The sequence below is a fragment of the Citrobacter sp. Ce129 genome, assembly GCF_030334545.1.
GTDB classification, from domain to species: Bacteria; Pseudomonadota; Gammaproteobacteria; order Enterobacterales; family Enterobacteriaceae; genus Citrobacter; species Citrobacter europaeus.
Genome location: NZ_JAOWDS010000059.1, coordinates 1 through 24,906, shown reverse-complemented (window position 1 = coordinate 24,906; position 24,906 = coordinate 1). Strand labels below are relative to the sequence as shown.

Below are 24,906 nucleotides of genomic sequence, written 5' to 3'. Positions count from 1 at the left end.
GCTTTACCCATCTGAAAATGGGAGGCGCTCCACATTTTTTGCGCGATCCCCCCGTCTGGCTCTATCCTTAAGCCTATGAATAAAATTGCTGAACTCAAACGCGCCAAGCGGCTGGCGCTTTCATTGCTGCTGATTGCCGCCGCGACCTTCGTCATCACGCTGTTTCTGCCGCCTAACTTCTGGGTGCTGGGGATCAAAGCGATCGCCGAAGCGGCGATGGTCGGCGCGCTGGCGGACTGGTTTGCCGTGGTGGCGCTTTTTCGTCGGGTGCCGATCCCATTTATCTCGCAACATACGGCTATTATCCCGCGTAATAAGGACAGGATCGGCGAAAATCTCGGGCAATTTGTGCAGGAAAAATTTCTCGACACCCAGTCGCTGGTCGCGTTGATCCGCCGCCATGAACCGGCGCTGTTGATCGGCAACTGGTTCAGCCAGCCGGAAAACGCCCAGCGCATCGGCCAGCATCTGCTGCAAATTATGAGCGGTTTTCTCGAACTGACCGACGACTCGCGCATTCAGAGGCTGATCAAGCGGGCGGTACACAAGGCCATCGACAAGGTCGATCTCTCCGGTACCAGCGCGCTGATGCTGGAAAGCATGACTAAAAACAATCGCCATCAGGTGCTGCTCGACACGCTGATCGCCCAACTGATCGCCCTGCTCCAGCGCGACAGCTCGCGGGCATTTATCGCCAGACAGGTCGTGCATTGGCTGGAAACCGAACATCCGCTGAAAGCGAAGATCCTGCCGACCGAATGGCTGGGCGAGCACAGCGCCGAACTGGTGTCTGATGCCGTTAACTCCTTGCTGGATGACATCAGCCACGATCGTGCGCATCAGATCCGCCACGCCTTCGATCGCGCTACGTTTAAGCTCATCGATAAGCTCAAACACGATCCGGAGATGGCCGTGCGGGCCGAAAGCATGAAAAGCTATCTGAAGGAAGACGAAGCCTTCAACCGTTATCTTGGCGAACTGTGGGCAGACCTGCGCCAGTGGGTGAAAACCGACATAAACGCCGATGATTCGCGCGTGAAGCAGCGCATTGCCAGCGCCGGGCAGTGGTTCGGCGAAACGCTGGTTGCCGACAGCGCTCTGCGCGCCTCACTGAATGGGCATCTGGAGCAGGCCGCGCATAAAGTGGCGCCGGAGTTCGCCACTTTCCTGACGCGCCATATCAGCGACACGGTGAAAAGTTGGGATGCGCGCGATATGTCGCAGCAAATTGAGCTGAACATCGGTAAAGATTTGCAGTTTATCCGCGTCAACGGCACGCTGGTCGGCGGTTCTATTGGGCTGGTTTTATATCTGTTGTCGCAAATACCTTCCCTGCTGACGCTGGTGAATTTTTAAGGAGAAAAATTCAATGACAATCAACATCCGCATTTTTTCCCTGCGCGAGACGCCGGAAAAGCTGCACGAGGTCACCGCTTACTTTCAACAACAATGGGCCTCAGAAGACTCCATGAAGGTTTACGAGGATGCGCTGCACCGTTGTATTGGCGCAAAGAACCCGCTACCGCAGTGGTACTGGCTGCAGGACGGCGACAGCATTATTGGCTGCGCCGGATTAATCACCAATGATTTTATCAGTCGCGGCGAACTGTGGCCGTGGCTATGTGCGCTCTATATCGATCCTCACTACCGTGGACGCGGTCTGGCATTTCGCCTGATTGAACATATTGCCAGTCAGGCCAGACAACTGGGCTTTATGCAGCTCCATTTATGTACCGACCTGGAAGGGTTATACGAGAAAGCGGGATTTTACTTTGACGGGCCAGGCTATCACCCGTGGGGGGAAGTCTCGCGGGTCTACAGTCGTAACCTGTAAGCGTACAATTGTTGTACATCAATAAAGCCAGATAAATTACAGGGTTATAATGCGACGTCTTTTACTCTCTCCCGTGTTACGGGGAAGGAAAATCATGTCGCTAATCACCGATTTACCCGCCATTTTCAACCAGTTCTCCGACGCCCGTCAGAAAGGTTTTCTCACCGTAATGGATCTTAAAGAGCAGGGTATCCCGCTCGTTGGAACCTATTGCACCTTTATGCCGCAGGAGATAGCGATGGCGGCGGGCGCGGTAGTCGTTTCGCTATGCTCAACCTCTGATGAAACCATAGAAGAAGCCGAAAAAGATCTACCACGTAATCTGTGTCCGCTGATCAAAAGCAGCTACGGGTTTGGTAAAACTGATAAATGCCCGTACTTCTACTTCTCTGACCTCGTGGTGGGCGAAACGACCTGCGATGGTAAAAAGAAGATGTACGAGTACATGGCTGAATTTAAAGCGGTACATGTGATGCAACTGCCCAACAGCGCCAACGATGCGGCTTCGCGTGCGCTATGGAAAGCCGAGATCCTACGTCTGCAGCAGGCTGTCGAAGCCCGTTTTGGCACCCCGATTACCGAAGCTGCGCTACGTGAAGCCATCATTCTAAAAAATCAGGAGCGTCGCGCACTGGCGAATTTTTACCGCGTTGGCCAACTCAATCCACCCGCACTCAGCGGCAGTGACATTCTGAAAGTTGTTTACGGCGCAACCTTCCGCTTTGATAAAGAATCGTTGATCGACGAGCTTAATAGCATGGCCGAACGGGTACATCAGGAATGGCAGGCCGGGAAACGCCTGGCATCACGTCCACGCATACTGATAACCGGTTGCCCCATTGGCGGCGCGGCAGAAAAAGTGGTGCGTGCCATTGAAGAAAACGGCGGTTGGGTAGTGGGTTATGAAAACTGCACCGGCGCGAAAGCCACTGAGCAGTGCGTGGCGGAAACTGGCGACGTCTACGACGCACTGACCGATAAATACCTCGCCATCGGTTGCTCCTGTATTTCCCCTAACGATCAACGCCTGAAAATGCTTAGCCAAATGGTTGAAGAGTACCAGGCTGACGGCGTCGTCGATGTCATTTTACAGGCTTGCCACACTTACGCCGTTGAATCACTGGCCATTAAACGCCACGTCCGCCAGCAGCACAACATTCCCTACATCGCTATTGAAACCGATTACTCCAGCGCGGATATCGGCCAGCTTAGCACCCGTGTCGCCGCGTTCATTGAAATGTTGTGAGGAACAGGAATGAGATTCTCAATAGGGATCGATTCCGGCTCCACGGCGACGAAAGGTATTTTGCTGGAAAGGAACGTCATCAAACGTCGCTTCCTCTGCCCAACGCCTTTTCGCCCTGCCGAAGCGATCGCGCAGGCATGGGAAACGCTGCAGGCCGGGCTGGACGATAAACCATTTTTAACCCTCACAGGCTACGGACGGCAGCTCGTGGATTATGCCGACAAACAGGTCACTGAAATTTCCTGCCACGGGCTGGGGGCACGCTTGCTGGCTCCCGGTACCCGCACAGTGATTGATATCGGCGGTCAGGACAGTAAAGTCATCCAGTTAGATGATGATGGCAACCTCAGCGATTTTTTGATGAACGACAAATGTGCGGCAGGGACCGGGCGATTTCTGGAAGTCATCTCACGTACGCTCGGCGCCAGCGTAGATCAGTTGGATGCGATCACCGCTGGCGTCGAACCGCATGCCATCACCAGCATGTGTACGGTTTTTGCCGAATCTGAGGTCATCAGCCTGCGCTCTGCGGGTGTCGCGCCGGAGGCAATTTTAGCTGGCGTAATCAACGCGATGGCCAGACGCAGCGCAAACTTCATCGGGCGGCTTTCTGCACAGGCTCCACTGTTATTTACCGGCGGGGTAAGCCACAGCCGCGCCTTTGCTCGTATGCTCGAAGGCCACGTGGGTATTCCCGTGCGCACGCATCCCGACGCGCAGTTTGCCGGGGCAATTGGGGCCGCGTTAATTGGTCAACGTCAGGGGAAACGTGAGTGAAGGAAGCCCTGTTCTTGTTTCACACTACTCTCGGCGTCATCAAAACGCGTAAAGCGCTACAGGCTGCAGGTATTTGCTTTCGGGTGGCCGATATTCCCCGCGAGCTACGCGGTGGCTGCGGGCTGTGTATTTACATCGACTGCATTGCTGGCGAGGAGAATGAGTGGGTAATTGCGGGTCATACCGAATCTATCTACCGCCTTGAAAACGGAGACTGGCGCTGCATTGCCACTTTCCCTCCTTCCTGAACGCGCGAGGGCACTGCGTTTTATTTTACTTTTCATTATCATTTACGCATGTAATATAACAATTATCAGATAGCAGCGTGAAATGAGAGCCCGTATGTCCCAGGAAAGCCCAGATTCAAATCGTCATGCTATCAGCGTCGCGCTGTTTGGCATGCTGGTCTTAACGCTGGGTATGGGAATTGGGCGCTTTCTGTATACGCCAATGCTCCCGGTGCTGCTGTCGGAAGGTCAGTTCACATTTGACCAGCTTTCCTGGATTGCCAGCGCCAACTACGCTGGGTATCTGGCAGGAAGCCTGCTCTTCTCCTTCGGGCTCTTTCATCTTCCCTCACGCTTACGCCCGATGTTGCTAACGTCCGCGCTCGCTACCGCGGGGTTGATTCTGGCGATGGCAAGCTTTACGCAGCCCGCGCTGGTGATGTTGATCCGTTTTCTGGCGGGCGTCGCCAGTGCAGGTATGATGATCTTTGGCTCAATGATCGTTCTGCATCATACCCGGCATCCCTTCGTGATCGCGGCGTTGTTCTCCGGCGTTGGAGCAGGCATTTTGCTGGGCAATGAATATGTCATTAACGGTCTGCATTTTGCGCTGTCATCGCACACCCTCTGGCTGGGCGCAGCGGCAGCGTCGGCTCTGTTCTTTGTCCTACTGGTTATACTCCTGCCATCTCGCGATCATGCCCTCCCCGCCGCGGCGCCGGTAAAAACGGAACATCAGCCGATGTCCTGGTGGCTGCTGGCGCTGCTGTACGGGTTAGCCGGATTTGGCTACATCATTGTCGCCACCTATCTACCGCTAATGGCGAAAAGCGCCGGTTCGCCGCTGTTGACTGCCCATCTCTGGTCGCTGGTCGGCATATCGATAATTCCAGGTTGTTTCGCCTGGCTGTGGGCCGCCCGACGCTGGGGAGTTTTGCAATGCCTGACGGCGAATTTGCTGATTCAAAGCGCCTGCGTGGTGATGACGCTCGCCAGAGACTCCTTGCTGCTGCTGGTGATAAGCAGCGTGGGGTTTGGCGCAACGTTTATGGGGACCACTTCACTGGTGATGCCGCTCGCCCGTCAACTTAGCGTCCCGCGTAATATTAATCTGCTGGGCCTGGTCACTCTGACTTACGGCATTGGACAAATACTCGGGCCGCTATTAACCAGCCTGCTGGGAAGCGGTGCACAGGCGATCGTTAACGCCACGCTGTGCGGCGCCGTCGCGTTGTTCATTGCGGCGCTTATCAGCCTGACGCAATTATATAAACAGCGTTTCGCTTCCCCCAAAAGGGTATAATCAATAGCCTATAAACAAATATATTCGGATTAATCCGCAATTAAATGTCAACATTTAATAAACCGCAAATAATCGGTAATTACCCGCCAGACAATTTATAATTCCCGGCTGTTCATTTATAAACTCAATTTAAAATGCGTAAAAATGGACATATTAATTCAACATCAACACCATCGTCGGGAAAAGTACATGTCGTGGTTTAAAAAAATACTGCTGGGGTTAATTATTTTGGCTGGTTTAATTGGCACGCTAAAGGATTATAAAGACTTTGGCCTGTTTGGCGCACTAGGATTGTTTATTATCTTCCTGTTAACAACGACTTTCTTATGGCAATGGGCTTCTGGCAGGCTACCGGAGATAACCAGGTTACAGGCCGTATTTATTTTACTGGCCAGCGCGGTAGCCTCTATTTTTGTTATCAATATGGCCATTGCCGGAAATTTGCATGTGGATTTAATGGAAGTCATGCGCGTAACTATTACGCATAATCCGCTTTTTTATCTGATCCTCTGCGTGGTCGCATGGGTAAAAGTGGGCATCTGGCAATGGCTGTTTAGCGGTGTACAGCAGGAAGAGAGTCAGCCGGTTTAAACGCCGACAGAGGTAAAAAAGGCGTCTTAACTAAGACGCCTTTTTGCAGATCAGAACAAAAACTTAGAACTGATAGGTCAGACCCGCAACAACCTGGTTGTCGCCATCAGCGCCATCGAGCAGGTTAATTTTGTAACCCACATCAGCCACGATGTTTTTGTTGAAGTAGTAGTCTGTACCCAGCGCTACGTATTCGGTCAGGTCATTATTGTTGTTATCACGCGCGTGGACGTAAGCCACGTTCGGACGCAGACCAAAATCAAACACATACGCAGCCATCGCTTCAAAGTGCTCAGCTTTGTCCGCATCCTGAATCAGGTTGTGGGACTCGCCGTACATGGTCGCGACGTAGATAGCGTTAGCATCATATTTCAGACCCGCGCCCCAGAACTCTGCGTTTTCACCTTCCCAGCCGCTTCGTTTCTGCTGAGCCGTCACCGCGTTGGTGGTGTAAGCCGCAATGGCAGATACGCCGGAATCCGCGATGTTGTCATAGCCCAGCGAGAAGCCGTAGCCATTACCGTGCTGTTTTGCTGGGTTAGCGTTAGAGTCATCCTGACCCTGATATTGCGCGCCGACGCTCAGACCATCAACGGCACCAAACAGATTTTTGGTGCGGAGTGTTGCAACGCCAGAAGTGCGTGTAGTAAGGAAGCGGTCAGTATCTTCATAGGAGTCACCGCCGAACTCTGAAAGAGTGTCAGTGTAAGCTCCCACGTCGTAAGCGATACCGTAGTTACGACCGTAGTCAAAGCTAACGTCATGGCCATAATCCAGGCCAGCAAACGCCAGACGTGTATTGACGCCATTCTGAGAACCTTCTGCTTTAGAGGCATCAAACTGACTTTCAAATTGGCCATAACCGGTCAGTTGATCGTTGATTTGTGTCTCACCGCGAAAACCCAGACGCGCGTAGGTACCATCGGCATCGGTGCCGTCAGTCCAGGAATGGACCGCTTTTACTTTGCCGTACAGATCCAGTTTGTTGCCATCTTTATTATAAATTTCCGCTGCATGAACGGAGGTTACCCCTAATGCCATTACAGCTAATGCCACTACTGACTTTTTCATGTTATTACTCACTTTTAATTGTGAATTTTGCTATCAACTTTGTTATGAAGGCAGAATACCCGCATAAAAAAGTCCCCTATGGAAAAGGGGAAAGCCTCTAACACACCAATGAAGGCAATAATAAAGTGGCAAGACACATATCATTTAGGGTTTTAAATAAAACCCGAACAGAGAGTAATTACTTGGATTCTTCGTTTACGCTCTCATTAACAGAGCGATACAACATTAATGCTTCGGCAATAATATCTTGTTTACTTTTACGGGTTTCAAATGCCAGCGTTCGAACATATTCCCACAGAGAGGTATCGACACGGGCACTTAAAAGAACCATATCTTTTGATCGGGTTCCCCTGGCTTTTCTAATATCAGGGTAATCTCGAGAGGGCATTGTCATCTCCTGAACGCAAACACGCTTATGGCGATGAAATATGCAGTCAGTGTAAAAACAAGTCAACGGCAAAATACAGTCACAATAGTAATGAAACTGTTAATAAAACGCAGGTAAATGGAACGCTATTTCAAATGAAAGATAACTTGTTTATAGAATAATGTGTAATTATTACTTTACAAATATTCGTTTTTATTCATTTGATTAAAAAAGCTTGAGCCATTGACAAAAACCATGATTACAAATCAAAACATCATTGCAGCCAATAAGTTACGCACCGTTATTAATGTCTACATTTGCGTGAAGCGTTTGTTTTTACGCACTGTAATGCACGACTGTCTCGTCCTGAAAGCTGCGGAAATTAGTTTGATTCTCACTTAACACTGGCGCATTTTGTCTAAAAATAAGCACGTAAAGGTAAAAATAAGGTAAATAACGCATTTTTTCGCATGCAAAAATAAGTTATTTTTAATTGATGTAAATCAATTTGTATCGTACAGAGGCGCAGGAAAAATCATCATCTGAGGCAATGGAAACAATTTTTTACGTGACGTTCATGACGTGAAAAGAATGTTTGTTACGCGCTACATTCTTGTGCGGAAAAGCGTCGCGCGGGCCGCTACAGCCCGCGTGGGAGAGGAAGGAAAATCAGGCGTTAACTTTATCCAGCGGCCAGGACTCGAACAGATAGCCATCAAAATCAATGTCATCAACATTGGAAAACTCCAGCAGGCGTTGTTTGACATTTTCCAGATGCTGCCACATTGCCAGCTTGGCCGCACGGGCATCTTTTTTGATTAATGCCGCCAGGATCTGCTTGTGGTCGCCCATCCACTCTTTACGATAGTGAGTATCGTCGAGGTGACTATGAAGCTGGATCCACATCGGGTTGTTCTCGCGCCACTGCCATGACTGGCGAAACAGCTCCACCAGCATGCTGTTATGCGTAGCTTCAGCGATGGCGAGATGGAACTGCATGTCACCGCTTTCAGAGCCGTTAGGCTCGCTGGACGCCAGCTCACGCTCTTCCAGCTGTAACGCCTGGCGCATTTTGACGATATCTTCACGGGTAGCCTGCAGCGCGGCAAATTCGGCGATATTGCTTTCCAGCAACTGTCGCGCCTGCAGAAGCTCAAACGGGCCCGCATCATTGCAATGATTGACATCCGTACTGTCGATAGCCTGCGCATCCGCATTGTCGAGCACGTAGATCCCGGCGCCGCGGCGTACATCCACCAGCCCCTTAATTTCCAGCATGATTAACGCTTCGCGAACCACCGTGCGAGTGACGTTGAGCATCTCGGCAATCTCACGTTCCGGTGGCAAACGCTCACCGGGCTGGTACGGTGTCTGGACAATCAGATCGCGGATCATGGCACCCACTTCCTGGTAGGGTCTTTGTTGAGAAGTGTTCGATTTCATCGTGTTATGTCCGTCAGAAGCGTGTAATCAGATACGGTGAATAGGTATCGAACTATAGCATTTGCGGCAAGTCAAAAACAGAAAACGGGTCAACCAAATCAGTATTTTGATTGACCCGTCATAGTTCGGGGAATTAAGCGTCAGCGCTTAACGCGGCAACACACTCACGCGCGCCCAGCTCGCACAGTTGTTGATACATGGCGATAATCGTCTCAACAAAGTCGGCGTTTTCCGCCAGATCGTGACCAAAGATGCCGCTCAGCCCCAGTAGCGCCGTCACGCGTTCGGCCCCCTGATACTGTTGGTTTATACGCTGGAATTCAGCCAGCATGGGGTCAACAACATCAATAACCTGTCCCTGTTCATCCACGCCATGGGTGTAGCGCATCCAACCCGCCACGCCCAGCGCCAGGTGACGCCAGCCGCTGGCGTTTTGCAGGTGCAGACGCACAGGATCCAGCAGACGCTGCGGCAATTTCTGGCTGCCGTCCATCGCAATCTGCCATGTGCGGTGGCGCAGAGAGGGGTTGCTGAAACGTTCGATCAGCAGCGTCGCATAGGCATTGAGATCGGTGCCTTCCGGCATCGACAGCGTCGGCGCTTGCTCCTGCATCATCAGCGCGAACGCCGCTTTGCGGTACGCCGGGTTGGTCATGGTATCAGCGATAGTTTCATAGCCGCCGAGATAGCCCAGATACGCGAGGAATGAGTGGCTGCCGTTTAGCATGCGCAGTTTCATCATTTCAAACGGCACCACGTCGGCAACGAACTGTGCGCCGACTTTGTCCCAGTCAGGACGACCGTTAACAAAGTTGTCTTCAATTACCCACTGGCGGAACGGCTCGCAGGCGATAGCGCACGGGTCGTAAACGCCCAACTGGTCGGCAATCTCTTGCAACGTTTCTGGCGTCGCCGCCGGAACAATGCGGTCGACCATAGTGCACGGGAAAGTGGCATTTGCTTCAATCCACTGCGCCAGCTGCGGGTCGCGCGCCTGCGCAAGGCCCAGCACCGCGACTTTCGCCACATGACCATTTTCACGTACGTTATCGCAGGACATCACGGTAAAGGCCGCCAGCCCTTGCTCACGACGCAGATGCAGCGCCTGTACGATGTAACCAATCGCCGACTTCGGCGTGGTCGGATTTGCCAGATCGTGTTTAATCAGTGGGTTATTGAGATCTAACTGACCGCTGGCGGCATCGGTGCAGTAGCCTTTTTCCGTGACCGTCAGCGAGACAATTGCCGTCTGCGGGCGTGCCATAGCCTGTAAAATACCGTCACAGCCGTCAAGATCCGGGTGCAGCGCTTCCTTCATCGAGCCGATCACTTTCAGCACGGTGTTGTCCGCGCCTTTTTCCGCCACGGTATACAGCAGTTGTTGCTTGCGCAGGTTTTCAATCAGTACGCAGTCATTACCCGGCATCAGGTTAACTTCACAGATACCCCAGTCGCTGTCGGTGGTTTCCAGCAGATGGTGGGTGTACAGCGCCTGATGCGCGCGGTGAAAAGCGCCGCATCCGAGGTGAACAATGCGGGATTGCAGGCGCGAGCTGTCCCATGCTGGGCGCGCAACCGGCAGGTTGCTATTGGCAATTGTCGTTGTCATCGTGAACTCCAGAACCCGTTGAAAGACCAACGGAAGAGAAAAGAAAAACGCCGGTCAGACAGGTGACCGGCAACTCGCTTTAGCGGCTAAAGAAAGCGCGCTGGATAGCCATCTCAACGCCGCGCACTTCCGCCAGCCCTTTCAGGCGACCAATCGCGGAGTAGCCTGGGTTGGTTTTCTTTTTCAGATCGTCAAGCATCTGGTGACCGTGGTCCGGACGCATAGGGATCAGGTCCTCTTTGCCCTCGGCTTTACGGCGCTGCTCTTCCTCAACGATCGCTTTCACCACTTCGTACATGTCGACGTCGCCGTTAAGATGCGCCGCTTCATGGAAAGTTTTCGGGTTATCTTCACGCAGCGTGGAGCGCAGATGGGTGAAGTAAATGCGTGGGCCAAACTGTTTGATCATGTCGACCAGGTCGTTGTCCGCCCGCACGCCATAGGAACCGGTACACATGGTGAAACCGTTCGCCATGCTGTTGACCGTATCGACCATCCACTGCATATCTTCCACGGTGGAAACAATGCGCGGCAGGCCGAGGATCGGGCGCGGCGGATCGTCCGGGTGTACCGCCATACGTACGCCTGCTTCTTCCGCCACCGGAATAATCGCCTTCAGGAAGACGGCAAAATTCTCGCGCAGCGCGGCTTTATCGATATCTTTATAACGAGCCAGATGCTGGCGGAACTGGTCAAGCGTGTAGCCCTCTTCCGCGCCAGGCAGCCCGGCGATGATATTACGGGTCAGACGCGTTTTGTCTTCATCGCTCATGGTGGCGAAACGTTCATTCGCCTGCGCGATCTCTTCGGCGGTGTAGTCCGCTTCCGCACCCGGGCGTTTGAGGATATGCAGCTCAAAGGCGGCAAATTCAATTTGATCGAAACGCAGCGCTTTGGAGCCGTCCGGCAGGACGTATTCCAGGTCGGTGCGGGTCCAGTCGAGAACCGGCATAAAGTTGTAGCACACGGTACGAATGCCGCACTGGGCTAGGTTACGCAGGCTTTGCTGGTAGTTGGCGATCCACTGCTGATAGTTGCCGGAACGGGTTTTAATGTCTTCGTGGATCGGCACGCTTTCAACGACCGACCAGACCAGGCCCGCCTGCTCAATAATCGCTTTGCGTTTGAGGATCTCATCAACCGTCCACACTTCCCCGTTCGGGATATGGTGTAAGGCGGTGACAACGCCAGTTGCACCCGCCTGACGTACATCCGCTAAGGTGACCGGATCGTTAGGACCATACCAGCGCCATGTCTGTTCCATGTTTTATTCCTCGTTTACGTTATGGACTCGACGATATGGCACATAAATTCCTCCTTTTGGTATTACATGTCAACCTGAAGCGAGAAATTGGTTAACCAAATCATGATATCTGCTGATTAGATCGCCAGATTACGGTCAGCCAGACCCGTTTCAATGTAAACATGTAACGCAATGTGACATTCATCGCATCAATGGTTAACCAATATATGTAACATCTCAACCAAAATCATAATAGTTCAACCAAATTAAGGTAGACGTTATATGCACGTTCTCAATATTCTGTGGGTCGTATTCGGCATCGGTCTGATGCTGGTGCTCAATCTAAGATTCAAAATAAACTCAATGGTCGCCCTGCTGCTGGCGGCGCTCTCGGTCGGCATGCTGGCGGGGATGGATTTAATGGAACTGCTGCACACCATGAAATCCGGCTTTGGCAGCACGCTGGGTGAACTGGCGATTATCGTAGTATTCGGGGCGGTCATCGGTAAGCTGATGGTTGATTCCGGCGCGGCGCATCAGATTGCTCATACGCTACTGGCGCGACTCGGCCTGCGCTATGTGCAGCTGTCAGTGATCATTATTGGTCTGATCTTTGGCCTGGCGATGTTCTATGAAGTGGCATTTATTATGCTGGCGCCGCTGGTGATCGTCATTGCCGCGGAAGCGAAGATCCCGTTCCTCAAGCTGGCCATTCCGGCCGTTGCCGCCGCGACCACCGCCCACTCGCTGTTCCCGCCACAGCCGGGTCCGGTCGCGCTGGTTAACGCCTACGGCGCTGACATGGGCATGGTCTACATCTATGGTATTCTGGTGACCATTCCGAGCGTGATCTGCGCCGGGCTTATCCTGCCGAAATTCCTCGGCAACCTCGATCGTCCAACGCCGTCATTCATGAAGGCCGACGTACCGGTTGACCAGAACAATCTGCCGTCATTCGGTGTGTCTATTCTGGTGCCGCTGATCCCAGCGATCATCATGATCTCCACCACCATCGCCAACATCTGGCTGGTGAAAGGGACGCAGGCGTGGGAAGTGGTCAACTTCTTAGGCTCTTCCCCAATCGCAATGTTCATTGCCATGGTTGTCGCCTTCGTGCTGTTTGGTACCGCGCGTGGTCACGACATGCAGTGGGTGATGAACGCCTTTGAAAACGCGGTGAAAAGCATCGCCATGGTGATCCTGATCATCGGCGCGGGCGGCGTTCTGAAGCAGACCATTATCGATACCGGTATTGGCGATACCATCGGCATGCTGATGTCGCACGGCAATATCTCTCCGTACATCATGGCGTGGTTGATAACCGTGCTTATTCGTCTGGCAACCGGTCAGGGCGTGGTCTCCGCCATGACGGCGGCGGGGATTATCAGCGCCGCCATACTCGACCCGGCTACCGGTCAACTGGTCGGCGTCGACCCGGCGTTACTGGTGCTGGCGACAGCGGCAGGCTCCAACACCCTGACCCATATCAACGATGCCTCGTTCTGGCTGTTCAAAGGCTACTTTGACCTGTCGGTGAAGGATACGTTGAAAACCTGGGGTCTGCTGGAGCTGGTGAACTCCGTGGTTGGGTTGATAATCGTGTTGATCATCAGCATGATTGCATAACATCGATACCGCTCTGGCCTATAGCGCCAGAGCGGTTTTCCATCCTGCCTCAACAATCCTCAATAATCAGATACACCGCCTTCACCGGGCCATGCACCCCAACCACCTTGATAAGCTCAATATCCGCCGTCGAGCTGGGTCCACTGATGATGTTAATACACGATGGCATACGCTCACCGGCCTGCGCCTTCTGATGCAGTTTTTCTGCCAGCTGCGCCACGCGCGGCAGGATGGTGCTTTTACGCAGCACGAAAATCGAGGACTCCGGCAACAGGCTCAGGGAGCGCCCGCGCTCCGGTGCGGAAAACAGCACCACGCCGCCGGACTCGGTCAGGCCATATTCGGCAAACACTACGCCGACTTTCGCCTGCTCGGCCTGGGTAATATTTTCGCTACCACGCGCCGGATCCCAGACCACGGCGTTGCATTCCTGCTGCAAGCGTTGGGTGATGCCCAGCTCCACCAGCCGGCTGTCGCCGCTCAGCACCACCGGCTGCTGACCCAATTCTTCGCACAGGCGCAGCGCCGCGTCTGCGGCCTGGTCCTCGCGGGTCAGTTCGCAGCGGGCCAGCATCACTTCGCTGGCAAACTGGATAAACGCAGAGCAGCGCTGCTCGGGGCTAAGCTCGGTCAGGCGCTCGTTGGCAAAATTGTTAACCGGTGCGGCATCCGCTTGCGGCTCGAAACGCAGCGGGCGACCCAGCGCCTGGGCGATGGTGTTTAAAAACGCGGTACGGTTATCCATTCTTTTTCTCCTGCGCCTGATGTTTCTTAAACCAGCTGCGGAAGCTCTCGCCGTCAGCATCAGGCAGATCGCGCGCCTCCATCCAGTCACCAATCGCGCCAACCTTGAGCGGCGTTTTGCCACCATTGATAAACCAGCTCGCCGCATGCGCGCCCGCCATCATCCCGACTTTCCACAGCCCCGGATGGCTATTGGCATAGGCGAACATTTTGATCGCCCGCCGCTCGGCTTTCGGCGTAATGCCCTCCTCGGCCATCACCCGGCGATGACGCAGGATCAGTTTTGATAGCGGAATACGCACCGGGCAGACGCTGTCACAGGCCGTGCATAAAGAACAGGCGTACGGCAGGTCTTTAAAATCTTTATAGCCGCCGAGTAGCGGAGAAATTACCGCGCCGATAGGGCCGGGATAGATAGAGCCATAGCCGTGTCCGCCGATGTGGCGGTACGCCGGACAGGTGTTCATACAGGCTCCGCAGCGAATGCAGCGCAGCACATCGCGAAACTCTGAGTCCAGCACCTGCGAGCGACCGTTATCGACAATCACCAGATGGAACTCTTCCGGTCCGTCAACGTTATCCGCCTCACGCGGGCCGGTCAGCCAGGTGTTGTAGCCCGTCAAACGTGCGCCCACGGCGCTGCGCGCCAGCATGGTGATCAGCACATCCACCTCGGCAAAAGTCGGTGCGATACGCTCCATGCCCATCACCGCAATGTGCGTTTTCGGCAGCGTGGTGCACATGCGCGCGTTGCCTTCGTTGGTCACCAGGCACACCGAGCCGGTTTCCGCCACGGCAAAGTTACAGCCGGTAATGCCGATTTCGGCACTGAGGAAATCCTCACGGATTTTCTGGCGAATGAATAAGGTCATGGCTTCCGGCGTTTCCGGGCCGTCGTAGCCCAGACGTTCGTTCAGCACCCGGCGGATCTGGTAGCGATCTTTATGAATAGCCGGGACCACGACGTGCGAAGGCGGATCCTGATCCAGTTGCAGGATGTACTCGCCGAGATCGGTTTCGATCACCTGAATTCCGGCATCCTGCAGCACATGGTTGACGCCGATCTCTTCGGTCACCATCGACTTGGACTTCACCACCTTCTTCGCATTTTTACTCTGCGCAACCTGCAGAATATAGCGGGTGGCGTCTTCTTTGGTTTTGGCGAAATAGACGTGCCCGCCGTTTTCCGTCACTTTCTCGGAGAGTTGATACAGGTAAGCGTCGAGGTTGCTCAGAACGTGATCGCGGATCTGGCAGGCACGATCGCGCCAGTCATCCCAGTGGCCTAACTCATCGACCATTTTTTGTCGATTCGCGCCGATACGCTCCTGCGCATTGGCCACGGCTTTACGCATGATCGGATCTTCTATCTGCTGACGGATGCGCAGTTTAAATTCTACATCGCTGGTTTTTAACGACATCTCTTTCTCCTCAGCGGCTCATCAGCACTTCAGCAATATGCATCACTTTGACCGGCTGGCCTTCTCGTTGCAGTCGACCGCCAATATTCAGCAGGCAGCTAACGTCCGCGCCAATCAAATATTCCGGCTTCGCATCCATCAGATGTAAGACTTTCTCTTTCACCATCTCGCCGGATATCTCGGCCATCTTGACCGAGAACGTCCCGCCAAAGCCGCAACAGGTGTCCTGATCGGCAAATGTCAGCAGCTCCAGCCCGCGCACGTTTTTCAGCAGCGTGAGCGGCTCTTCCTTCACCCCCAGCTTGCGGGTCAGGCTACAGGAGGGATGATACACGGCGCGGCCCTGCAGGCTGGCGCCCACGTCCACCACGCCAAGTTTGTTGACGATAAAGGAGGTGAGATCCTGCATACGGGCGGCAACGTTCTCAGCACGCAGCGCCCATTCCGGTTCATCGGCAAGATACGTCGGGTAGCTTTTTACTGCGTAGGTACAGGAGCCCGCCGGAGAGATAATCGGGTAGTCGTTGTCTTCCAGCGCGGCGATCAGGTTTTTCATCCCTGGGATCGCCTCTTTGATGTAACCGCTGTTGATAGCCGGCTGACCGCAACACCCTTGCTTCTCAGGGAAATTCACGCGACAACCCAGTTTTTCCAGCAGCAAAACGGAGTCTCGTGCCATCCGTGATTTCAGTGCGTCACCAATGCAGGTAACAAAGAAATTTACATTCACAATAACTACTCCATTGCTTCATTTCTGTTTGTTGCGCTTGATATCGCTATATCAAGCAAAGGTTCAGCCGTAATTCACACCCAGTTTTCTGTTTTTTGGTTCTACCAACGCCTGGGTTCATGGTGATGCTCTGATCGTTTTCCTTTGATGACGACTCTCCTCTTCTTATATCAGGACAATCGCAAATGTCTGTATTTTTCATTTGTATGACAAAACCAAATAATCCCCTAATCGACTCACACATGCAATACCCTGGTTTATTTATTTCGGCCTCGCTCACATTTTTATATTGCAAACCACAGCGTTATTAACACCTTAGAAAACAGTTTCAAGTGATTACCACTGTTGTCACTACCATTATTAAAAAGGTTATTAAATAACTACTTATAGGTATTTAACCGGCATTTAAGTATATTTACCCGGTATTAAATTTTAATTAAAAGATTACAATAGTTACAAAACCACAAATCATAATTACTTTATTCACTGAAGCGATTCAGTTTACATACTTTATTACAACAGCAATGTAGCCTCCCCGCCATAAATATAAATCAGGTTTAATGAACCAATCGGGAATAGCAATGAACGAATATTTTATGTTTGCCCTGGCACTCTCTCCGTTACTACTGATGGTATTTTTAATATTGAAATTGAAAATGCCCATCCATTATTCCGTGCTGATCTCTTTAGTATTCACCGCCGCGCTGTCGGCCATATTCTGGGAGATGCCCGTACAGAATCTGAAAGTCGCGATAGGCTATGGCGCACTGAAGGGGTTATGGCCGATTGTGATTGTGATCCTCGGCGCTATCTTCAGTTATAACGTCATGCAGGCGACCAAAGCGCTGGATATTCTGCGCGATATTCTCGCCAGCATTAGCGAAGATAAGCGTATTCAGGTGCTGCTGATTTCATGGTGCTTTGGTGGATTTCTTGAAGCCGCGGCGGGTTATGGTACGGCGGTCGCCATTCCGATCGGCATTCTTATTGCGCTGGGATTCAATCCGCTGAAGGCGGCGATTGCCTCTCTGGTGGCAAATACCGTTCCCACTGCATTCGGCGCGGTCGGGATCCCGGTTTCTATTCTGGCGGAACAGGTTAACCTGCCGGTTTATACCTTAGGCGGAACTATTATTCTGCAGCTCGCGCTGTTTAATATTCTGCTGCCGTTTGTGATTGTCTGCATTATTGGCGGCGGCCTGAAAGCCATTCGCGGCGTATTTCTGATCACGCTGATTTGCGGTATCACCACGCTGGTTCCACAGTATTTTGTCGCCATCCATCTTGGCGCGGAATTACCTGCCTTTGCCGGGAGCCTGGTCAGCCTGCTTGCCGTGGCGATGGTCAGCCGCCTGCGCAAAGGGAAAACCGATCCCGAGTGGCGCATTGAGGTCAGCCATACCCGCGAAACCACGCCGCGCTCGGCAAAAGTGTTGTTCCGCGTTGGCTCTATCTATCTGTTTATTTTTGTGTTTATCCTGCTGTGTTCGCCACTTTTCCCGACAATAAAAGGCGCAGCGTCTCAACTGGCCTCGGTGCTGCATTTCACGTTGGCTGACGGCAAAACGATGGCACTGAAAGTTGAATGGGTGACCACGCCGGGGATGCTGATAATCTTTGCGACCATTATCGGCGGTTTCATTCAGGGAGCGTCCGTGCGCGGAATGCTGGAAGTGTTTATCAAAACCATTTTCCAGCTTAAAAATTCCATTGTTGCGATTATGGCGATCGTCGCGCTGGCCACGGTGATGGATCTCAGCGGGATTATCTCCACGCTGGCCCAGTCGATTGTTGATTTGACCGGCAGCTCATACGTCTTCCTCGCCCCGGTGATTGGCGCGCTGGGCACGTTCGTTACCGGCAGCGATACCAACTCGAACATTCTGTTCGGCAAGCTGCAAACCATTGCCGCCAGTAAACTGCATATCGATCCCAACTGGCTGGCGGCGGCCAACACCTCTGGCGCAACGGGCGGAAAAATGATTTCGCCGCAGAGCATCGCTATTGCGGTTTCGGCCACAAAAATGGACGGCCAGGCCAACCAGATAATGTCTGGCACCATGAAATACTGCTGCGCCTACATTGTGATCCTCGGCCTGAAAGTCGGTCTGTTTTATTACTGGTTTATGGCGTAAACCCTTGTCAACCCCGTCAAATTCGCGGCAACCGTATTTGACGACGCGGTGACCAAAAAGGTTTACACCGCCCCGGGAACGGAACGGGGTGACAGACTTTACGATTTGTCGGCGCTGACTAAAATAGCGCCGATGTTTCAAATCGAGGATTGCTGTTATGTTGTTCTGGAAAAAGATGGTGAAGAAGTTCGACGCCTTTTCCGCGTTGATCCCACCACGCTACTTCCGCGTGTAAAAAGCTGATGGCGCTTCGCTTATCAGACCTACGTTTCACACTCATTTGTAGGCCTGCGTTTCACGCTCATTTGTAGGCCGGATAAGGCGCGAGCCGCATCCGGCAGCGACAGCAGCAAATGCTCACCCCTTTCTCTTACGCAGTCCGCACGCTCTTAACATCACCACCCAAATACGCAGCCACGCAAAACGGTAGACCAGCGGATGTTGAAGCCGCAGCAATGTCAGAAACATACAGCCTCCTTGCGGCGCTACAGTACCGTTGCCTGATAGCGAATCTGCGGCTCCATTATCTGGTGACGCGCGTCTATCAGCCGCAGTTCATACGAGTCGCGCTCTTTCGTTAGTCGCATCACCGCGTCAACAACACTGGTGGTCCGCTCCAGCGCCAGCTTGTCCTCATAACCATTGAGCAGTGAGGCCAGCATCACGCTGCAAATCAAATCCCCTACGCCCACCGGCATTTTGGCAAAGCTATACAGCGGCCTGGCGATGTGTAACGTCTGTTCCGCCGTCACCAGCAGCATTTCAAACGCCTGTTTGTCACGCGAGCAGTCGCCGAGATGCTTCACCAGCACCTTCTTTACGCCCCACGACACCAGTTGCCGCGCCGCTTCCACTACCTCGTCAAAACTACGCAGTTGTCTGCCCGTCAGCACGCCCAGCTCATAGAGATTCGGTCCCATTATGTCGGCCAGTTGAATGGCGTCATCGACAAAAAAGGACTCCACGCCCTGCGCGACAATACAGCCTTTTTGCGGGTCGCCCATTACCGGATCGCAAAAATAGAGCGCCTGCGGATTACGCTGACGAATGGTGGTGACCGCGTGTTTCACCTCTTCACAATGGCGTTTATCTCCAAGATACCCGGACAATACGGCATCGCATTGCGTCAGCTTTTGCAGGTCATCCAGCCCGCTGATGATGGCGCTCAACTCACCGTGCGGCATCGCCATGCCCTGCCACATCCCGTACTGGGTGTGGTTAGAAAACTGTACGGTGTAAAACGGCCAGACATCGATCCCCGAAAGCTGCATCGGCAACACGGCGGCTTTATTTCCGGCATAGCCATAAACGACTGACGACTGAACAGACAACACGTTTTTCATTTTAACTCCGTCTAACGAAACGTTGGCAGCAGACCAAATACGTCCAGAACAACCGTCAGATAAACAACCGCCCCACAGACAATCACCAGGTTGAGCACGGTGTTATTACACGGCGCGGTATAGCTGGCGGTCGGAAAACGTTTCCGTGCCGCTTTCACCAGGAACGGCGGCAGGATCACGCTCCAGATGGTAAAGGCCAGACCGGCGTAACCAATCGCGTGCACAAAACCGTTCGGGAAGAAGAAGCACACGGCGGCTGGCGGGAAGTAGGTCACCAGCGCGGTTTTCAGGCGGCCCATGCCGTCATCCGGGAAGTGAAACAGATCGGCGATATAATCGAACAGGCCAAGCGTCGCCGCCAGCAGTGAACTGGCTACCGCGAAGTTGCCGAAGAAGGTCAGGATCAGATCCATATAACGGCTGGTGAACAGCCCGCTAATGGCCTCGACAAACACGTCGATATTGCCGCCTTTGGCAATAATTGGCGGGAACGAGGAACGACTAATGTTGCCCATCGTCACGCCCAACCAGAAGATATACAGCAGCAGGGCAAACAGTGTGCCGATGATAATCGAACGCGTAATATTCGAAATCCCGCGCGTGCCATACAGCTTGACCAGGCTCGGCACGTTACCGTGAAAACCAAACGAAATAATGCAGAACGGCAACGTCATCAGGATATACGGCAGGTACTGCGAATCGGGCAGCGCCACCGCCACGCTATCGACCAACTTTGCCACTTCAATATGGCCAACCAGCCCGGAGAAGGTGGCAAAGAACGCGATAAACTTACCGATAATCAACACGGTAGTAATACGTCCAACCAGCAGGGAGCTGTACCAGGCAATCGCCCCGACCAGCATACTGACAATCACCACCGAGATATTCGCCGGAAATCGCACGCCGCTGTATTTGAACACGGTTTGCGCCATCACCGCCGACGAACCGGAGATATAGGCATAGGTCAGAATATACAGCACAAAGCCGAAAGCGATACCGACAACGATATTCCACTTACGGCCTAATAAATCCTGAGTAAAGGTATTAAAACTGGCACCAGCGCCATAATGCAGGTTTACTTCGACCAGCATCAGACCGGTTAATAACATCATAATGGCGATAAAGAGAAGAATAACTGACGCACCGGGAAACCATACGCCGGCCATCGCTATCGGCAGGGAAAACATCCCGCCACCCACTACGGTCGCGATAACCAACATGGTTCCGCTAATCAGTCCGGGGGTACTACTCTGTCGCTCAATGGCATTAATATCCATGATAAATGTTCCTGTAGACTATTCGTTATAATTACAGCTGTCATTTGTACATCATGCGGATAATAAAAATGTCGGAGTCAGGGTTTACTTTTTTTAGTTATGTCACGGTAACGGGCACCGCAAAGGCTTCCTGTTCATGGAAAAGAAAGACAAAAAAGCCCCATCCTGAGATGGGGCCATAATTATTATTTAGATATAGTCAAAGCGTGCAGTAAAGAAACGCAACTGCTTCGGCTCATAAATAAACTTCAGCCCGCGAATATCTTCTTTGTGCTGGTAAAGTTTAATAATACCGTCAGCCACGACATCCATATGCGCGTAGGTATAAACGCGGCGCGGAATAGTCAGACGCACGGTTTCCAGTTTCGGTCTGTGGTGTTCACCGGTCACGTTATTACGGCCCGCAGAGATAATTCCGCGTTCCATACTACGTACGCCCGTTTCCACATAGATGCTGGCAGCCAGGCTTTGCGCCGGGAACTCGTCCTGCGTCAGATGCTCGCAGAAGCGACGCGCATCGAGGAATACCGCGTGACCACCCACCGGTTCAACAATCGGTACGCCAGCGGCTTTCAGCTTGTCACCCAGGTAGCGAACCTGCTTCACGCGGTGCTCAATGTACTCATACTGCATGGCTTCGCGCAGGCCAATCGCCATAGCTTCCATGTCGCGTCCGGCCAGGCCGCCGTAGGATGGCATCCCTTCGTAGACCACGACTAACTCTTTGGCAGAAGAGAACATTTCGTCATCATTCATGCACAGGAAGCCGCCGATGTTCACCAGACAGTCTTTTTTACCACTCATGGTACAACCGTCGGCGTAGCTGAACATCTCATGCACGATCTCGGCGATGCTCTTGTTCTCAAAGCCCTGCTCTTGCTCTTTGATAAAGTAGGCGTTTTCTACGCAGCGGGTGGCGTCGTAGAACACTTTAATGCCGTGTGCTGCTGTCAGTTCACGTACCGCACGCATGTTTGCCATCGAGACCGGCTGTCCGCCCGCGAGGTTAACCGTCACCGCCAGGCAGATATAGGCAATATTCTCGGCACCTTTTTCGTCAATCAGCTTTTGTAATTTTTTAAGATCAATATCACCTTTAAACGCAATATTCAGACCGGCATCGTGCGCTTCGTCACGAACGATATCGACAAATACCGCACCATTTTTTTCCTGGTGATAACGGGTAGTGGTGAAATACATATTCCCGGCAACATATTGCCCCGGTTTAATTGCCAGCTGCGATAACAGGTTTTCTGCGCCGCGTCCCTGGTGAGTCGGAACAATATGTTTAAAGCCGAACAGTTCCTGCACAGTTCTTTCCAGATGATAGAAGTTTTCGCTGCCCGCGTACGCTTCATCACCCATCATCATTCCGGCCCACTGCTTATCGCTCATTGCGTTAGTGCCACTGTCGGTCAGCAGGTCAATATAAATATCTTTTGAATTTAACAGGAAAGTATTGTAACCCGCTTCCTGCATTTTCTTAAGGCGTTCGTCACGCGGGATCATAGATACAGTTTCAACGCTTTTAATACGGAAGGGTTCTGCCGGATAATTCATTTTGTTTCTCCAGTAACAGTGGTCATGTACGTATTAATGTGAAGTAAAGCATATCGAGTTCATCAATAAAGTCTGATGAAATATAACTATTCGCCTCCTGATCCAGGGGGAGAAATAATGTGGAGGCACTATGCAAGATTTAATTGATTATGGAAATAGCCCGGTCAACATTAATCACTGGCAATAATTTAAAAAGCTGTAAATGTGAGTGACGCAAATCACACGTCATTTTTTTACCCGTTCATATTCAACGAGTTTTTTTTGCGGGTTGATTTGCCGTTTGCGGTAGTGCGCCCACAGAGGGGGGAAATACTGAAAACTTAACTTTCCAGGCTGTGCTCATAATGTATTGCTCAATGAGTACACCCCATTTTGTGAGAGTCAGATCACTTCGCGGGTTTATATTTGTGATTCACATCACTAAAAGTGTAAAGCAAAGTGTACAAATCAACGTTGTTTCAGAGTTTGCTATTTGCTTCAGTGAGTTAAATCACATTTTTGTCCAGATGCTGACAGGCACTGTTTTCTGGAACGAGGGGATATTCAGGCGTGCAAAAGGCAATGAATTTATACAGTGAATAATACCGGATTTATTGGGATGAGGGAGTTTTCTATTTATTCCGAAAGCGTGCTATTCGCGCTTATTTCATTGTATTTACATCTGGACTTAGCCCAAGACACTGGGGTAATTTACAGGGGTTTTATTAGCGCGATGCGAAGGTGCGCCAACACCTGCGCATCGCTAATCACAGTAACTATTTCACGAGAATAGCCATCATGACTGATACGCATTGTATTGCAGTTTCATTTGATCCAGAAGTGCATGCCGCAGATAACCGTCGCCTGAAGGTGGGTTATGCGAGCCGTTATCCTGATTACAGCCGTCTGCCGGTGAAGTACGTCCAGTTTCCGTCCATCGTGATGAAGGGCCAGTGGCTGAAAGCCGCCGGATTCGACACCGGCACCCGCGTTGATGTACGCGTAATGCAAGGCTGCATCGTGCTCACCGCCCGCGCCGCCGAACCCGAAGAGTCAGAACTGATGCAATCGCTGCGCAAAGTAGAAAAGCTGTCAGCACGCAAGCAAAAGCAGGTGCTGGAGTTTATCGGGGTGATTGCGGGGAAAGGGTCGAAAGCGTGAGATCTGGCAGCTACTAATACCGCTTCAAGGTAAAACCCGATAACAGCAAGGGAATTTAAATGAACCAGGGCCATAAATAAGGCCCTGGATTGTGATTAAGGTAGCATTCAGATATTGGCGACGATTTCTTTAATCAACGGCGGGCCTTTAAAAATAAAGCCTGAATAAATCTGTACGAGGGTTGCACCGGCAGCTATTTTCTCACGCGCGGCAATCACCGAGTCGATACCGCCAACACCAATAATCGGCAGATGACCTTTTAATTCCTGAGACAGCTGGCGAATAATTTCTGTACTTTTTAATTGCAATGGTCGACCGCTCAGGCCCCCCATTTGATCGCAATTTTTCATTCCCTGAACGAGAGAACGATCGAGAGTAGTGTTAGTTGCAATTACGCCATCAATATTATGACGAACTAAACTGTCAGCAACCTGGATCAGTTCTTCCAGAGAAAGATCCGGCGCGATCTTTACCACCACCGGAACATATTTATGGTGGATCGCTTGCAGATCATTTTGCTTATTTTTAATTGCCGTCAGGAGATCGTCCAGCGCCTCGCCGTATTGCAGTGTACGTAATCCCGGCGTATTTGGTGAAGAGATATTAATCGCGATATAACCGGCGTAAGCATAGACTTTTTCCATACAAATCAGATAGTCATCTTTGCCATTCTCTACCGGAGTATCTTTATTCTTACCAATATTAATCCCCAGAATACCGTCAAAATGCGATTTTTTAACGTTCTCAACCAGGTTATCAACCCCCAGGTTATTAAACCCCATGCGGTTGATCAAACCTTCCGCATCGACCAGACGGAACAGACGCGGTTTATCGTTACCCGGCTGAGGCCGCGGCGTCACAGTACCAATCTCAATGGAGCCAAATCCCATCGCGCCGAGTGCGTCAATGCACTCCCCGTCTTTATCCAGTCCGGCAGCAAGCCCGAGTGGATTTTTAAACGTCAGCCCCATACAGGTAACCGGTTTTGCGGGTACTTTCTGGCGGACAAGCGCTTCGAGCGGCGTGCCGGTAATGCGACGTAATTGCTGGAATGTCAATTCATGGGCGCGCTCTGGATCGAGCTGAAAAAGGGCTTTACGAACGAAGGGGTAGTACATGAACTCTCCTGGATTCCCGGTGTGCAAACCGGGGGCGTATTATGTGCGATCGCGAGCAAAAAGGGAATTGACCTGCGGCAATAAATAGCAATCGTTTTCCT

Annotated in this window: 22 protein-coding genes; 10 read left to right on the top strand and 12 right to left on the bottom strand. The window is 52.0% G+C overall.

Going from position 1 to position 24,906, the window contains the following annotated elements; all coding sequences use genetic code 11:
- The first annotated feature begins 75 nt into the window (after window positions 1-75).
- The 7 genes from OGV77_RS09725 (at window position 76) to OGV77_RS09695 (ending at window position 5,978) form a co-directional block, all read left to right on the top strand.
- A complete protein-coding gene (locus OGV77_RS09725; protein ID WP_043018299.1) occupies window positions 76-1,356 on the top strand; it encodes a DUF445 domain-containing protein in 1,281 nt (426 codons plus the stop codon).
- Window positions 1,357-1,369: 13 nt separating this feature from the next.
- Complete coding sequence (locus OGV77_RS09720) at window positions 1,370-1,834, top strand: GNAT family N-acetyltransferase (protein ID WP_043018298.1); 465 nt, start codon at window positions 1,370-1,372, stop codon at window positions 1,832-1,834.
- 94 nt (window positions 1,835-1,928) lie between these two features.
- Window positions 1,929-3,080 carry a double-cubane-cluster-containing anaerobic reductase gene (locus tag OGV77_RS09715; protein ID WP_080625773.1) on the top strand — a complete coding sequence of 384 codons (1,152 nt, stop codon included), beginning with the start codon at window positions 1,929-1,931 and terminating at the stop codon, window positions 3,078-3,080.
- A 9-nt stretch (window positions 3,081-3,089) separates the two neighbouring features.
- Window positions 3,090-3,857 carry a putative 2-hydroxyacyl-CoA dehydratase activator YjiL gene (gene yjiL, locus OGV77_RS09710; protein WP_087050968.1) on the top strand — a complete coding sequence of 256 codons (768 nt, stop codon included), beginning with the start codon at window positions 3,090-3,092 and terminating at the stop codon, window positions 3,855-3,857.
- Window positions 3,854-4,105: a putative Se/S carrier protein gene (locus tag OGV77_RS09705; RefSeq protein ID WP_087050967.1), complete on the top strand. Its 252-nt coding sequence runs from the start codon at window positions 3,854-3,856 to the stop codon at window positions 4,103-4,105. The genes yjiL and OGV77_RS09705 overlap by 4 nt, the downstream gene beginning before the upstream one ends.
- Window positions 4,106-4,199: 94 nt before the next feature.
- Window positions 4,200-5,387, top strand: coding sequence for an MFS transporter (locus OGV77_RS09700; RefSeq protein ID WP_087050966.1), 1,188 nt, complete (start codon window positions 4,200-4,202; stop codon window positions 5,385-5,387).
- A gap of 189 nt (window positions 5,388-5,576) precedes the next feature.
- Window positions 5,577-5,978 (top strand): hypothetical protein, encoded by a 402-nt coding sequence (locus OGV77_RS09695; protein ID WP_043018293.1) that lies wholly within the window; start codon window positions 5,577-5,579, stop codon window positions 5,976-5,978.
- Between the two features lie 63 nt (window positions 5,979-6,041).
- On the opposite strand, the gene OGV77_RS09690 is transcribed toward OGV77_RS09695, so the two are convergent.
- The 5 genes from OGV77_RS09690 to uxuA form a co-directional block, all read right to left on the bottom strand.
- Entirely contained in the window at window positions 6,042-7,049 is a 1,008-nt protein-coding gene (locus tag OGV77_RS09690) for a porin (protein WP_043018292.1), read from the bottom strand.
- Between the two features lie 178 nt (window positions 7,050-7,227).
- Complete coding sequence (locus tag OGV77_RS09685; RefSeq protein WP_043018291.1) at window positions 7,228-7,437, bottom strand: hypothetical protein; 210 nt, start codon at window positions 7,435-7,437, stop codon at window positions 7,228-7,230.
- 648 nt (window positions 7,438-8,085) lie between these two features.
- Window positions 8,086-8,859, bottom strand: coding sequence for a Uxu operon transcriptional regulator (gene uxuR / locus OGV77_RS09680; RefSeq protein ID WP_043018290.1), 774 nt, complete (start codon window positions 8,857-8,859; stop codon window positions 8,086-8,088).
- Window positions 8,860-8,992: 133 nt separating this feature from the next.
- Window positions 8,993-10,468, bottom strand: a complete 1,476-nt coding sequence (locus tag OGV77_RS09675; RefSeq protein WP_087050965.1) for a fructuronate reductase — start codon at window positions 10,466-10,468, stop codon at window positions 8,993-8,995.
- A 79-nt stretch (window positions 10,469-10,547) separates the two neighbouring features.
- Window positions 10,548-11,732 carry a mannonate dehydratase gene (gene uxuA / locus OGV77_RS09670; RefSeq protein ID WP_043018288.1) on the bottom strand — a complete coding sequence of 395 codons (1,185 nt, stop codon included), beginning with the start codon at window positions 11,730-11,732 and terminating at the stop codon, window positions 10,548-10,550.
- Between the two features lie 261 nt (window positions 11,733-11,993).
- Between uxuA and gntP the strand changes: the two genes are divergently transcribed.
- The gene (gene gntP, locus OGV77_RS09665; RefSeq protein ID WP_003033260.1) at window positions 11,994-13,337 is read left to right on the top strand and encodes a gluconate permease GntP; all 1,344 of its coding nucleotides are present in this window, start codon (window positions 11,994-11,996) and stop codon (window positions 13,335-13,337) included.
- 49 nt (window positions 13,338-13,386) lie between these two features.
- On the opposite strand, the gene OGV77_RS09660 is transcribed toward gntP, so the two are convergent.
- From OGV77_RS09660 to OGV77_RS09650, 3 genes are read right to left on the bottom strand one after another with little or no spacing between them, the layout of a single operon-like run.
- A complete protein-coding gene (locus OGV77_RS09660) occupies window positions 13,387-14,082 on the bottom strand; it encodes a LutC/YkgG family protein (protein ID WP_087050964.1) in 696 nt (231 codons plus the stop codon).
- Window positions 14,075-15,502, bottom strand: coding sequence for a LutB/LldF family L-lactate oxidation iron-sulfur protein (locus OGV77_RS09655; protein WP_087050963.1), 1,428 nt, complete (start codon window positions 15,500-15,502; stop codon window positions 14,075-14,077). Before OGV77_RS09655 ends, OGV77_RS09660 begins: the two co-directional genes overlap by 8 nt.
- Window positions 15,503-15,512: 10 nt before the next feature.
- Window positions 15,513-16,232, bottom strand: a complete 720-nt coding sequence (locus OGV77_RS09650) for a (Fe-S)-binding protein (protein ID WP_043018285.1) — start codon at window positions 16,230-16,232, stop codon at window positions 15,513-15,515.
- A 581-nt stretch (window positions 16,233-16,813) separates the two neighbouring features.
- Between OGV77_RS09650 and OGV77_RS09645 the strand changes: the two genes are divergently transcribed.
- Complete coding sequence (locus tag OGV77_RS09645; RefSeq protein ID WP_087050962.1) at window positions 16,814-18,367, top strand: L-lactate permease; 1,554 nt, start codon at window positions 16,814-16,816, stop codon at window positions 18,365-18,367.
- Window positions 18,368-18,852: 485 nt separating this feature from the next.
- Here OGV77_RS09645 and pdxY read toward each other — a convergent pair whose 3' ends face one another.
- From pdxY to OGV77_RS09630, 3 genes are all read right to left on the bottom strand, one after another.
- Window positions 18,853-19,710, bottom strand: a complete 858-nt coding sequence (gene pdxY, locus OGV77_RS09640) for a pyridoxal kinase PdxY (protein ID WP_043018283.1) — start codon at window positions 19,708-19,710, stop codon at window positions 18,853-18,855.
- Between the two features lie 11 nt (window positions 19,711-19,721).
- Window positions 19,722-20,987, bottom strand: a complete 1,266-nt coding sequence (locus OGV77_RS09635) for an aromatic amino acid transporter (protein ID WP_075145254.1) — start codon at window positions 20,985-20,987, stop codon at window positions 19,722-19,724.
- A 189-nt stretch (window positions 20,988-21,176) separates the two neighbouring features.
- Window positions 21,177-22,547 (bottom strand): tyrosine phenol-lyase, encoded by a 1,371-nt coding sequence (locus OGV77_RS09630; RefSeq protein WP_016155590.1) that lies wholly within the window; start codon window positions 22,545-22,547, stop codon window positions 21,177-21,179.
- 777 nt (window positions 22,548-23,324) lie between these two features.
- Here OGV77_RS09630 and symE point away from each other — a divergent pair.
- Window positions 23,325-23,687, top strand: a complete 363-nt coding sequence (symE, locus tag OGV77_RS09625; RefSeq protein ID WP_087050961.1) for an endoribonuclease SymE — start codon at window positions 23,325-23,327, stop codon at window positions 23,685-23,687.
- A gap of 107 nt (window positions 23,688-23,794) precedes the next feature.
- Here the strand turns inward: symE and pyrD are convergent, their stop codons facing one another.
- Window positions 23,795-24,805, bottom strand: a complete 1,011-nt coding sequence (gene pyrD, locus OGV77_RS09620) for a quinone-dependent dihydroorotate dehydrogenase (protein WP_087050383.1) — start codon at window positions 24,803-24,805, stop codon at window positions 23,795-23,797.
- Between the last annotated feature and the right edge of the window lie 101 nt (window positions 24,806-24,906).

Excerpts from the sequence above, each read along its gene's own strand:
- OGV77_RS09635 (WP_075145254.1), bottom strand. The coding sequence starts at position 20,987 with ATGGATATTAATGCCATTGAGCGACAGAGTAGTACCCCCGGACTGATT.
- OGV77_RS09720 (WP_043018298.1), top strand. The coding sequence starts at position 1,370 with ATGACAATCAACATCCGCATTTTTTCCCTGCGCGAGACGCCGGAAAAG.
- OGV77_RS09695 (WP_043018293.1), top strand. The coding sequence starts at position 5,577 with ATGTCGTGGTTTAAAAAAATACTGCTGGGGTTAATTATTTTGGCTGGT.
- gntP (WP_003033260.1), top strand. The coding sequence starts at position 11,994 with ATGCACGTTCTCAATATTCTGTGGGTCGTATTCGGCATCGGTCTGATG.
- pdxY (WP_043018283.1), bottom strand. The coding sequence starts at position 19,710 with ATGAAAAACGTGTTGTCTGTTCAGTCGTCAGTCGTTTATGGCTATGCC.
- yjiL (WP_087050968.1), top strand. The coding sequence starts at position 3,090 with ATGAGATTCTCAATAGGGATCGATTCCGGCTCCACGGCGACGAAAGGT.
- OGV77_RS09700 (WP_087050966.1), top strand. The coding sequence starts at position 4,200 with ATGTCCCAGGAAAGCCCAGATTCAAATCGTCATGCTATCAGCGTCGCG.
- OGV77_RS09690 (WP_043018292.1), bottom strand. The coding sequence starts at position 7,049 with ATGAAAAAGTCAGTAGTGGCATTAGCTGTAATGGCATTAGGGGTAACC.
- OGV77_RS09645 (WP_087050962.1), top strand. The coding sequence starts at position 16,814 with ATGAACGAATATTTTATGTTTGCCCTGGCACTCTCTCCGTTACTACTG.
- OGV77_RS09660 (WP_087050964.1), bottom strand. The coding sequence starts at position 14,082 with ATGGATAACCGTACCGCGTTTTTAAACACCATCGCCCAGGCGCTGGGT.
- uxuA (WP_043018288.1), bottom strand. The coding sequence starts at position 11,732 with ATGGAACAGACATGGCGCTGGTATGGTCCTAACGATCCGGTCACCTTA.
- uxuR (WP_043018290.1), bottom strand. The coding sequence starts at position 8,859 with ATGAAATCGAACACTTCTCAACAAAGACCCTACCAGGAAGTGGGTGCC.
- OGV77_RS09685 (WP_043018291.1), bottom strand. The coding sequence starts at position 7,437 with ATGCCCTCTCGAGATTACCCTGATATTAGAAAAGCCAGGGGAACCCGA.
- symE (WP_087050961.1), top strand. The coding sequence starts at position 23,325 with ATGACTGATACGCATTGTATTGCAGTTTCATTTGATCCAGAAGTGCAT.
- OGV77_RS09725 (WP_043018299.1), top strand. The coding sequence starts at position 76 with ATGAATAAAATTGCTGAACTCAAACGCGCCAAGCGGCTGGCGCTTTCA.
- OGV77_RS09630 (WP_016155590.1), bottom strand. The coding sequence starts at position 22,547 with ATGAATTATCCGGCAGAACCCTTCCGTATTAAAAGCGTTGAAACTGTA.
- OGV77_RS09675 (WP_087050965.1), bottom strand. The coding sequence starts at position 10,468 with ATGACAACGACAATTGCCAATAGCAACCTGCCGGTTGCGCGCCCAGCA.
- OGV77_RS09655 (WP_087050963.1), bottom strand. The coding sequence starts at position 15,502 with ATGTCGTTAAAAACCAGCGATGTAGAATTTAAACTGCGCATCCGTCAG.
- OGV77_RS09715 (WP_080625773.1), top strand. The coding sequence starts at position 1,929 with ATGTCGCTAATCACCGATTTACCCGCCATTTTCAACCAGTTCTCCGAC.
- pyrD (WP_087050383.1), bottom strand. The coding sequence starts at position 24,805 with ATGTACTACCCCTTCGTTCGTAAAGCCCTTTTTCAGCTCGATCCAGAG.